This window comes from Paraburkholderia sp. SIMBA_030, from assembly GCF_046535245.1.
In the GTDB taxonomy this organism is placed as follows: domain Bacteria; phylum Pseudomonadota; class Gammaproteobacteria; order Burkholderiales; family Burkholderiaceae; genus Paraburkholderia.
In genome coordinates, this window is record NZ_JAWRXB010000148.1 from 1 (window position 1) to 370 (window position 370).

The window sequence follows — 370 nt, forward strand, 5'->3', positions numbered from 1 at the left end:
CACGCTGGTCGAAGTGTGGCAGGCGAATGCTGCCGGCCGTTATGTGCACAAGAACGACCAGCACGACGCGCCGCTCGACCCGAACTTCCTCGGCGCGGGCCGCTGCCTGACCGACAACGAAGGCCGCTACCGCTTCATGACGATCAAGCCCGGCGCGTATCCGTGGGGCAATCACCCGAACGCGTGGCGTCCGAACCACATTCACTTCTCGCTGTTCGGCGACTACTTCGGCTCGCGTCTGGTCACGCACATGTACTTCCCCGGCGACCCGCTGCTGCAGTACGACCCGATCTTCCAGGGCACGCCCGAAGGCGCGCGCGACCGTCTGATCTCGCGCTTCACGCTCGACGTGACCCAGGAAAACTACGCG

Annotated in this window: 1 pseudogene; it reads left to right on the plus strand. The window is 65.1% G+C overall.

The annotated features are described in order from the left end of the window. A pseudogene (locus SB772_RS39405) lies at positions 1 to 370 on the plus strand (protocatechuate 3,4-dioxygenase subunit beta); the annotation flags it as partial.